Below are 11,402 nucleotides of genomic sequence, written 5' to 3'. Positions count from 1 at the left end.
GGCAGCTTGAGGCCGGTGGCCTCGCGCAGCCGGTTGCGCAGCTCCACCGAGGTCAGCGAGTCGAACCCGGCCTCGTTGAACGCCGTGTCGGGGCGTACGTGCTCCGCCCCGCCGTGACCGAGCACGACGGCGGCCTGGGCGCGGACCAGGTCGAGCAGCAGCGCCTCCTGGTCGGCGGCGGTGAGGCCGGTGAGCCGGTCGGACAGCTGCCGGGGCTCGCCCGCGCCGCCGGTGGCCCGGGCCTGCTGGCGGGTGCCGCGCACCAGGCCGCGCAGCAGGTGCGGCACGGTGGTGCCCGACGCGGCGTCGGCGCGCACAGCCTTGAGGTCGAGCTTGACCGGTACGAGGAGCGGGCGGCCGGAGGCGACGGCGGTGTCGAACAGTTCCATGCCCTCGGCGGCCGAGATCTCCAGGACGCCGCTGCGGCTGGCGCGGGCCTGGTCGACGGCGCTGAGGTGCCCCGCCATGCCGAGGGACTTCTCCCACAGGCCCCAGGCCAGCGAGACGGCGGGCAGGCCCGCCGCGTGCCGCTTGCTCATCAGGCCGTCCAGGAAGGCGTTCGCGCCCGCGTAGTTGCCCTGGGCCGCGCCGCCGGAGATGCCGGCGACGGAGGAGTAGACGACGAAGGCGTCCAGGTCCAGGCCGCGGGTCAGCTCGTCGAGGTGGCGTACGGCGTCGACCTTCGGCGCGTACACCCCGGCGAGGCGCTCGGGGGTGAGCGCGCCGATGAGGCCGTCGTCGAAGACGCCGGCGGTGTGGACGACGGCGCGCAGCGGGTGCCCGGCCGGTACGGCGCCGAGCGCGAGCTCGGCCTGGCGGCGGTCGGACATGTCGCAGGCGAGGACCGACACGGACGCGCCGTGCGCGGTGAGTTCGGCCGTCAGCTCGGCCGCGCCGTCGGCGTCCCGGCCGCGGCGGCTGGCCAGCACCAGGCTGCGCACGCCGTGGTGGACGACCAGGTGGCGGGCGACGACGCCGCCCAGGGAGCCGCCGCCGGAGATGAGGACGGTGCCCTCGGGGGCGAACGCGGCCTCGGAGGCGGGGGCCAGGGCGGCGGGGCGGCCGAGGCGCGGGATCGACAGGCTGGTGCCGCGGGCGGCGACCTGGGGCTCCTCGGCGGCCGTGACCGGGCCGAGCAGCGAGTCCAGGACGGCGTCCACGCCGCCCTCGTCGGCCGGGTCGGTGTCGAGCAGCACGAAGCGGTCGGGGCTCTCGGACTGCGCGGCGCGCACCAGGCCCCACACGGCGGAGCCGGCCGGGTCGGTGACCGCGGTGTCCCCCGCGGTGACGGCGCCGCGGGTGACCACGACGAGCCGCGACTGGTCGAGGCCGTCGGCGGTCATCCAGGTCTGGAGCACCGCGAGGACGCGCGAGGACAGGGCCAGGACGGCGTCGTCCTCGTCGCCGCCGAGCGCTTCGAGGACGACGACGGCCGGGGCGGCGCCGCTGGCGGCGACGGCCGCGACGTCCTCGGGCGTGGTGACCGGGACCCAGGACGGCGGCAGGTCGGAGCCGGGCTCCGGGGTGAGCTCGGCCCACTCCAGGGCGAACAGCGCGTTGGCGACGGCCGCGTCCACGGGCGTGCGGAGCTGGTCGGCGCTGACCGCGCGGGAGACCAGCGAGTCCAGCGTCACCACCGGGGTGCCGGACGCGTCGGCGGCCTCGACGGCCAGGGCGTCGTCCCCGGCGGGGGCGAGGCGCACGCGGAGCGCGGAGGCACCCGCGGCGTGCAGTTCGAAGCCGTTCCAGGCGAACGCGAGCACGGGGGCGCCGGAGTCGTCGGCGTCCGCTCCGGCGGCGCGGGCGACGCTGGCGGCCTGGAGCGCGGCGTCGAGCAGCGCGGGGTGCAGGCCGAAGCGGCCCGCCTCGCCCCGCTCGCCCTCGGCCAGGGCGACCTCGGCGAAGACCTCGTCGCCGCGCCGCCACACGGCGCGCACGCCCTGGAAGGCGGGGCCGTAGCCGTAGCCGCGCTCCTCCAGGCCGGCGTAGAAGCCCGCGACCTCGACGGCCTCGGCGCCCGGCGGGGGCCAGGCGGTGAAGTCGGTCGTCGTCGCGCGCGGCGCGTCGGCGGGGGCGGAGAGGGTGCCGGTGGCGTGCCGCGTCCAGGCCGCGGTGTCGGCCGCCTCGTGCTGGGAGTAGACCTCGACGGTGCGGGCGCCCCGCTCGTCGGCGGCGCCCAGGGCGACCTGGACGCGTACGCCGCCGTGGCCGGGCACCACGAGGGGGGCCTCGATCACCAGCTCGTCGAGCGCCCCGCAGCCTGCCTCGTCCCCGGCGCGCACGGCCAGTTCGACCAGGCCGCTGCCGGGCAGGATGACCGTCCCGCCGACGGCGTGGTCGGCGAGCCAGGGGTGGGACCTCAGCGACAGGCGCGAGGTGAAGAGCAGCCCGTCGGACTGGGGCAGCCGGACGACGGCGCCGAGCAGCGGGTGGTCGGCCGCCGCCTGGCCGAGGGAGGCCGCGTCGGTGGCCGCGCCGGGCTCCTGGAGCCAGTAGTGGCGGTGGGTGAACGCGTACGTGGGCAGGTCGCCGCCGTCCGCGGTGGTGCCGGCGGGCAGGACGCCGGTGAGGTCCACCGGGACGCCGCGCACCAGGAGTTCGGCCATCGAGGTCAGCAGGCGGCGGAGGCCGCCGTCCTCGCGGCGCAGCGAGCCGGTCACTAGGGTGGCGATGCCGGTGCCGCTGTCGTCGAGGACCTCGGTGACCGGCTGGACGAGCACGGGGTGGGAGCTGATCTCGACGAAGGCGCCGTGGCCCTGCTCGACGAGCGCGGCGACGGCGGGGCCGAAGCCGACCCGGCCGCGCAGGTTGCGGTACCAGTAGTCGCCGTCCAGGACGCCGGACTCGGTGATCCAGCCGCCGGTGACGGTGGAGTGGAAGGGGATGGCCGGGGCCTGGGCGTCGATGCCCGCGAGGGCCTCGGCGAGCGCCTCACGGATGTCCTCGACGTGGCGGGTGTGGGAGGCGTAGTCGACGGCGATGCGGCGCACGCGTACGCCGTCGGACTCCAGGGCGGTCAGCGCCTCGTCCAGCGCCTCGGCGTCACCGGCCACGACGACCGACGAGGGGCTGTTGACGGCGGCGACCTCGACGCGGTCGGCCCAGCGCGCGATGCGCGCGACGGCCTCCGCCTCGGTGAGCGCCACCGACGCCATGCCACCACGGCCCGCGAGCCGGCCGGCGATGGCCTGGCTGCGCAGCGCCACCACCCGGGCAGCGTCCTCCAGCGACAGCGCACCCGCGACGCAGGCGGCGGCGATCTCGCCCTGCGAGTGGCCGAGGACGGCGTCCGGGCGGACGCCGACGGAGGCCCAGACGGCGGCGAGGCCGACCATCACGGCGAAGCTCGCGGGCTGCAGCACGTCGACGCGGTCGAGGAGTCCGGGCTCGGCGTCGCCGCGCAGCACGTCGGTCAGCGACCAGTCGACGTACGGCTCCAGCGCGGCGGCGCACTCGGCGATCCGCTCGGCGAACACCGGGGAGGAGTCCAGGAGTTCACGGCCCATCCCGGCCCACTGCGAGCCCTGGCCCGGGAAGACCCAGACGAGCTTGTCGGGGGTGCCCGCGGCGGTGCTGCCGACGACCACGCCGGGGGCGTCGTCGCCGAGCGCCAGGGCCCGCAGCCCGGCCAGGGCCTCGTCGCGGCCGCCGGCCACGACGACGGCGCGCTCGCTCAGCCGGGCGCGGCGGGTGGCCAGGGCGGCTGCGAGGGACGCCCCCGGGACCGCGTCGGCGCCCTCCAGGAAGGAGCCGAGGCGCTCGGCCTGGGCGGCGAGGGCGATGTCGCCGCGCGCGGAGAGCAGCAGCGGGACCACGCCGTCCGCGTCCTGCCCGGGGGCGGCGGGCGCCTCCTCGGCGGGCGCCTCCTCCAGGATCAGGTGCGCGTTGGTGCCGCTGACGCCGAAGGCGGAGACGCCCGCGCGGCGCGGGGCGGTGCCCTGGGCCGGCCAGGGGCGGTTCTCGGTGAGCAGTTCCACCGCGCCCGCCGACCAGTCGACCTTGGACGAGGGGGCGTCCACGTGGAGCGTCCTGGGCAGCACGCCGTGGCGCAGCGCCTGGACCATCTTGATGACGCCCGCGACTCCGGCGGCGGCCTGGGTGTGGCCGATGTTGGACTTCAGCGAGCCCAGCCAGAGCGGCTTCTGCGGGTCGCGGCCCTTGCCGTAGGTGGCGAGCAGGGCCTGCGCCTCGATCGGGTCGCCGAGGACGGTGCCGGTGCCGTGGCCCTCGACGACGTCCACCTCGGCGGCGGTGATCCCGGCGCTGGCGAGGGCGCTGCGGATGACGCGCTGCTGGGAGGGGCCGTTGGGGGCGGTCAGGCCGTTGGACGCGCCGTCCTGGTTGACCGCCGAGCCCTTGAGCACGGCGAGGACCCGGTGGCCGCGCTCACGGGCCACCGACAGGCGCTCCAGGACGACCACGCCCACGCCCTCGGCCCAGCCGGTGCCGTCGGCACCGTCCGCGTACGCCTTGCAGCGGCCGTCCTCGGCGAGCCCGCGCTGGCGCGAGAACTCCACGAAGGCACCGGGGTTGGCCATCACGGTCGCGCCGCCCGCGAGCGCCATGGTGCACTCGCCGGTGCGCAGCGACTGCGCGGCCAGGTGCATGGCGACCAGGGACGAGGAGCAGGCCGAGTCGATCGTGACGGCGGGGCCCTCGAAGCCGAGGACGTAGCTGACGCGGCCCGAGGCGACGCTCGTCGAGCCGCCGGTGCCCGCGAAGCCCTCAAGCTCGGGGGTGACGACGCTGGCGCCGGGGGCGACGTACCCCTGGCCGAACACGCCCGAGAACACGCCCACGTCGTCGCCCTTGAGGGCGGTGGGGTCGATGCCCGCGCTCTCCAGGGCCTCCCACGAGGTCTCAAGGAGCAGCCGCTGCTGCGGGTCCATCGCCAGCGCCTCGCGCGGCGATATCCCGAAGAAGCCCGCGTCGAACAGGCCCGCCTCGTGCAGGAAGCCGCCCTGGTCGGTGTACGTCGTCCCGGCCTTCTCCGGGTCGGCGTCGAACAGGCCCTCCAGGTCCCAGCCCCGGTCCTCGGGGAAGGACGTCACGGCGTCACGCCCGTCGCGCACCAGGCGCCACAGGTCCTCCGGTCCCGCCACCCCGCCGGGGAGCCGGCAGGACATGCCCACGATCGCGATGGGTTCGCGGGACGCGTCGATGAGCTGACGGTTCCGCTTCTTCAGCGAGCCGACCTCTTCGAGCGATGCCCGCAGCGCTTCGACGACCTTTTCGTACGACGCACTCACGTGGTTCCCCAATCTTCCTCAGTCGCAGGATCAGTTGTCGCCGAGCGCGAGCTGGACGAGGTCGTCGACGCCGAGGTCGGCGAGCGCCGCCCCCTCGTCCGCCGCGTCCGGTGCGCCGAGTGCGGGGCCGCCGTCGGCGAGGGCGGCCAGTTCGAGCAGGGCGTCGAGCAGTCCGGCCTCGCGGAAGCGGGCCAGCGGGAGTGACGCGAGGGCGCCGCGCAGCCGGGTCTCGTCGACCTCGGCGCCGTCGGCGGAGCCGTCCGGGACCAGTTCTTCGTGCAGGTGGCGGGCGAGGGCCTGCGGGTTCGGGTAGTCGAAGACCAGGGTGGCGGGCAGCTTCAGGCCCGTCGCCTCCCGCAGCCGGTTGCGCAGTTCCACGGAGGTGAGCGAGTCGAAGCCGGTGTCCTTGAACGCCGTGTCGGCGCGGACCCCGTCCGGCCCGGCGTGGCCGAGGACGACGGCCGCCTGGGTCCTGACCAGGTCCACGAGGGCCTTCTCCCGCTCGGCGGCGGCCAGTCCGGCGAGGCGGCGGTTGAGCTCGCCCCCGTCGGCGGAGCCGGTGCGGGCGAGCCTGCGGCCCGCGCGCACCAGGCCGCGCAGCATGTGCGGTACGGCGGTGCCCGCGGACGCTTCCGCCCGCACGGCCCGCAGGTCGACCTTGGCGGGCACCAGGAGCGGGCGGCCGGAGCCGATGGCAGCGTCGAAGAGCTCCATGCCCTCGGCCGTGCTCATGATCTGCAGGCCGCCGCGCCGGCTCATCCGCGAGCGGACGAGTTCGTCGGTGTTGGCCGCCATGCCGGTGGTCTGGTCCCACAGGCCCCAGGCGAGCGAGAGGCCAGGGAGTCCGGCCGCCCTGCGCCGGGCCATCAGGCCGTCCAGGTAGGCGTTGGCCGCCGCGTAACTGCCGCTGCCCGCGCCCATGAAGACCGCAGAGACCGAGGAGTAGACCACGAAAGCGTCCAGCTGAAGGCCGCGCGTCAGCTCGTCCAGGTGGCGTACGGCATCGGCCTTGGGGCCGTAGACGCGTGCCAGGCGCTCGGGGCTCAGCGTCCCGATCACCCCGGCGTCCAGGACGCCCGCCGTGTGCAGCACTCCGCGCAGCGGACGGTCGGCCGGTACGGCGGCCAGGAGCGCGGCCACCTGCGCGCGGTCGGACACGTCGCAGGCCTCGACCGTCACCTGGGCGCCCTGCGCGGCGAGTTCGGTGACCAGCTCGGCCACGCCCTCCGCGTCCGGACCCCGACGGCTGGCCAGGACCAGGCTCCGCACGCCGTAGCGGGCGACCAGGTGCCGCGCCGCGAGCGCGCCCAGCGAGCCGGTGCCACCGGTGATCAGGACGGTGCCCTCGGGCCCGAACACGCCCTCGACGGGGGCGACTTCGGCCCGCGCCAGGCGCGGCGCGGACAGGACGGCCCCGCGCGCCGCCACCTGCGGCTCGCCGGTGGCGAGGGCGGCGGCCACGGTCGCGTCGAGCCCGGTGTCCGGGTCGGCGGCCGGGTCGGTGTCGAGCAGCACGATCCGGTCCGGGTTCTCCGCCTGCGCGGCCCGCACCAGGCCCCACACCGCGGAGCCCGCCGGGTCGGTGACCGCGCCGTCGCCCGCGGGCACCGCGCCCCGGGTGACGACGACGAGCCGCGACTCCTCGAAGCCCTTGGCGGCCAGCCAGGCCTGGACGACCGCGAGGACGCGGGCGGTCAGGTCGAGCACGGCGCCCTCGCCGTCGCCGCCGGGCGCCCGGAGGACGGCGGCCCGCGGCACCGGGCCGCCGACCAGGGCCACCACGTCGTCGACCGAGGCCACCCGGATCCAGTTCCGGTCCGCCTCCACGCCCTGGGGCGCGGGCAGTTCGGTCCAGTCGACCTGGAACAGCGCGTCGGTCACGGCCTCCTCGCCCGTGGACAGCTGCCCGGCCGCGAGCGTACGCAGCTCCAGCGCGTCCACCGAGACGACCGGGCCACCGGTCTCGTCCGCGGCCTGGAGCGCCAGGGCGCCGGAGCCGTCGAGGTGCAGGCGCACCCGCAGCGCGGGGGCTCCGGCGGCGTGCAGCATCAGCCCCCGCCAGCCGAGCGCCTGCGGCACGCCGTCGCCGTCGGCCGCTTCGGCGGACAGCGCGTGGGCGTGCAGCGCGGCGTCGAGGAGCGCGGGGTGCAGGCCGTAGCGGCCGGCGTCCTTGCGCCGCTCCTCGTCCAGGGCGACCTCGGCGAACACCTCGTCGCCGCGCCGCCAGAGCGCGCGCACGGCCTGGAAGGCCGGGCCGTACGCGTGGCCCCGGTCGGCCGCACCGGCGTACAGCTCGTCGGCGTCGACCGCGCGCGCACCGGCCGGAGGCCAGGCGGCGAAGTCGAAGTCCGGCGCACTTGTGGGGAGTTCAGCGACGAGCGTGCCGGTGGCGTGCCGCATCCAGGCGGCCTCGCCGGTTCCGGCCGCCTCGCGCTGGGCGTGGACCGTCACCGCCCGGGAGCCGTCCTCTGCGGGCTCGCCGACGGCGACCTGGATGCGTACGCCGCCCTGCTCGGGCACCACGACCGGCGCCTCGATCACCAGCTCGCCGAGCACGCCGCAGCCGGCCTCGTCACCGGCGCGCACGGCCAGCTCGGCCAGGCCCGCGGCGGGCAGGATCGCGACGCCTCCGACCGTGTGGTCGCCCAGCCAGGGGTGCGACTTCAGCGACAGGCGCGAGGTGAACAACAGGGCCTCGGACTCGGGCAGCCGGACCATCGCGCCGAGCAGCGGGTGGTCGACGGCCGCCTGGCCCAGGGAGGCCGCGTCGGTGGCCGTCCTGGCCGTGTGCAGCCAGTAGTGCCGGTGGTCGAAGGCGTACGTGGGCAGGTCCACGCCCTGTCCGGTGGCACCGGCGGGCAGCAGCGACGCCCAGTCCACCGGGACGCCGCGCACGAACAGTTCGGCCATCGACGCGTACAGCCGGCGCGGTCCGCCCTCGTCGCGGCGCACCGAGCCGGTGACCACCGTGCCGAAGGCGGCCTCGGCCTCGTCGACGATCTCGGTGACCGGCTGGACGAGCACCGGGTGGGCGCTGACCTCGACGAAGACGCCGTGGCCCTGTGCGACGAGCGCGGCGATCGCGGGGCCGAAGCCGACCTGGCCGCGCAGGTTGCGGTACCAGTAACCGCCTTCCAGGACAGCGGAGTCGGTGATCCAGCCGCCGGTCACGGTGGAGTAGAAGGGCACGCGCGGGGCCTCGGCCGTGATCCCGGCCAGGGACTCGGCGAGGACGTCCTCGATGTCCTCGACGTGCCGGGTGTGGGAGGCGTAGTCGACCGCGACGCGGCGGACCCGTACGCCCTCGGACTCCAGGGCGGCGAGGGCCTCGTCCAGCGCTTCCGCGTCACCGGCGACGACCACAGAGGTCGGGCTGTTGACGGCGGCGACCTCCACGCGGTCCGCCCAGCGCGCGATGCGCGCGACGGCCTCCGCCTCGGTGAGCGCCACCGACGCCATGCCACCACGGCCCGCGAGCCGGCCGGCGATGGCCTGGCTGCGCAGGGCCACCACCCGGGCAGCGTCCTCCAGCGACAGCGCACCGGACACGCACGCCGCCGCGATCTCGCCCTGCGAGTGACCCACCACCGCGTCCGGCTCCACCCCCGCCGACGTCCAGACGGCCGCCAGGCCGACCATCACCGCGAAACTCGCGGGCTGCAACACGTCCACGCGCTCCATCAGGCCGGGGTTCACCTCCCCGCGCAGCACGTCGATGAGCGACCAGTCGACGTACGGCTCCAGCGCGGCGGCACACTCGGCGATCCGCTCGGCGAACACCGGGGAGGAGTCCTGGAGTTCACGGCCCATGCCCGCCCACTGCGAGCCCTGGCCCGGGAACACCCACGCCACCTTGCCCGGCAGCGCGGAGCCCTCGGGCCCTGTCACCACGCCCGGTGCGCCCTCGCCGCGGGCCAGCGCCCGCAGTCCGGCCGCCGCCTCCTCGTCCGAGCCCGCCACGACGACCGCGCGCTCGCTCAGCAGCGCCCGGCGCGCGACCAGGGCGGCGGCGATCCCCGCGAGCGGGGGCCGGTCCTCCCCGTCCACGTACGCGGCCAGGCGCTCGGCCTGTCCCGCGAGCGCTCCGGCGCCGCGCGCCGACACCACCAGCGGCAGCACGCCCGAGGGGCCCTCCGCCACGGCGGCGGGCGCCTCCGCGGGGGCCTCTTCGAGGATCAGGTGGGCGTTGGTGCCGCTGATGCCGAACGAGGACACGCCCGCGCGGCGCGGACGGCCGTCGCGCGGCCAGGCGCGCTCCTCGGTCAGCAGCTCGACGACACCGTCCGACCAGTCGACCTTGGTGGTGCGCTCCCCGGCGTGCAGCGTCGGGGGCAGCACGCCGTGGCGCAGCGCCTGGACCATCTTGATCACGCCCGCGACACCGGCGGCGGCCTGGGTGTGCCCGATGTTGGACTTGAGCGAGCCGAGCAGCAGCGGCTGCCGGACGTCGCGGCCCTTGCCGTAGGTGGCGATCAGGGCCTGCGCCTCGATCGGGTCGCCGAGCACGGTGCCGGTGCCGTGGCCCTCGACCACGTCCACCTCGGCCGGGGTGATGCCCGCGTTGGCCAGGGCCTTGCGGATGACGCGCTGCTGGGAGGGGCCGTTGGGGGCGGTCAGGCCGTTGGACGCGCCGTCCTGGTTGACCGCGCTGCCCCGGACCACGGCGAGCACCTGGTGGCCGCGCTCACGGGCCACCGACAGGCGCTCAAGGACGACCAGGGCGACGCCCTCGGACAGCACGGTGCCGTCCGCGTCGTCCGCGTACGCCTTGCAGCGGCCGTCGCCCGCCAGGCCGCGCTGGCGCGACATGCCGAGCACGCCGATGGGCGAGCCCATCACGGCGACGCCGCCCGCGAGGGCGGTGGTGCACTCGCCGGAGCGCAGCGCCTGCGCGGCCAGGTGCAGGGCGACCAGGGACGAGGAGCAGGCGGTGTCCACGGTGACGGCCGGGCCCTCGAAGCCGAAGGCGTAGCTGACCCGGCCGGAGGCGACACTGCCCGCGGTGGCGGTCGTGGCGAAGCCCTCGAGGTCGGCCGGCAGGCTGGTCAGGGACTCGACGTAGTCGTGGATGGAGACGCCGGAGAAGACGCCGATGTTGTCGCCGCGGGCGGCGGTCGGGTCGATGCCCGCGCTCTCCAGGGCCTCCCAGGTCGCTTCGAGCAGCAGGCGCTGCTGCGGGTCCATGGCGAGGGCCTCGCGCGGCGAGATGCCGAAGAAGCCCGCGTCGAAGAGTCCGGCGCCCCGCAGGAAGCCGCCGTGCGCGGCGTAGGAGGTGCCGGCCTTGTCGGGGTCGTCGTCGAACAGGGCGTCCAGGTCCCAGCCCCGGTCGTCGGGGAAGCCGGAGATGCCCTGGCGGCCCTCCCGCACCAGGCGCCACAGCGCCTCGGGGCCGGTGACGCCGCCGGGCAGGCGGCAGGCCATGCCGACGATCGCGATCGGCTCGTCGGGGTCGGCGACGGCCACGGCGCCCGCCGCGGGCGCGTCGGCCGCGGCGCTGTCGCCCAGCTCCTCGCGCAGGTGGCGGGCGAGGGCCTTCGGGGTGGGGTAGTCGAAGATCAGCGTGGCGGGCAGCTTCACGCCGGTGGCCGCGCTGAGCCGGTTGCGCAGCTCCACGGCGGTCAGCGAGTCGAAGCCGATGTCGCTGAAGCCCTTGGTGCCCTGGGTGAGTTCGGGGCTGGTGAAGCCGAGCACGGCCCCGGCCTCGGCCTGGACGACCGAGAGCAGTACGCCGTCCTGCTCCTCGGGGGAGATGCTGGCGAGGCGGCGGACCAGCGCGCCGGTGTCCCCGGCGGCGGCGCGCGCGGTGCGGCGCCCTGCCTTGACCAGGCCGCGCAGCAGGTGCGGGACGCCCGCGCCGGACGCGGCCTGGCCGCGCACGGCCTTGAGGTCGAGCTTGATCGGGACGAGCAGCGCCTGGCCCATGTGCAGGCCGGTGTCGAGGATGCGCAGGCCCTCGGCGTGCGTGAGGGCGAGGACGCCGCCGCGGCTCATGCGGGCCTGGTCGACGGCGCTGAGGTGGGCGGTGAGGCCGTCGCTCTGCTCCCACAGGCCCCAGGCCAGCGAGAGGCCGGGCAGCCCGGCGGCGCGCCGCTGGGCCATCAGGCCGTCCAGGTAGGCGTTGGCGGCGGCGTAGTTGCCCTGGCCCGCCGAGCC

At 76.5% G+C, this 11,402-nt stretch carries 2 protein-coding genes; both read right to left on the bottom strand.

Going from position 1 to position 11,402, the window contains the following annotated elements; translation table 11 throughout:
* On the bottom strand, positions 1–5,249 hold a 5,249-nt coding region (locus ABT160_RS45110; RefSeq protein WP_351655730.1), incomplete at its 3' end, for a type I polyketide synthase.
* Between the two features lie 30 nt (positions 5,250–5,279).
* The coding region (locus ABT160_RS45105; protein ID WP_351655727.1) for an SDR family NAD(P)-dependent oxidoreductase at positions 5,280–11,402 on the bottom strand (6,123 nt) is incomplete at its 5' end.

It is taken from the genome of Streptomyces sp. NPDC001941, from assembly GCF_040296945.1.
Classification (GTDB): domain Bacteria; phylum Actinomycetota; class Actinomycetes; order Streptomycetales; family Streptomycetaceae; genus Streptomyces.
The sequence above is the reverse complement of the archived record's forward strand: the minus strand, read 5'-3'. Positions and strand labels throughout refer to the sequence as shown.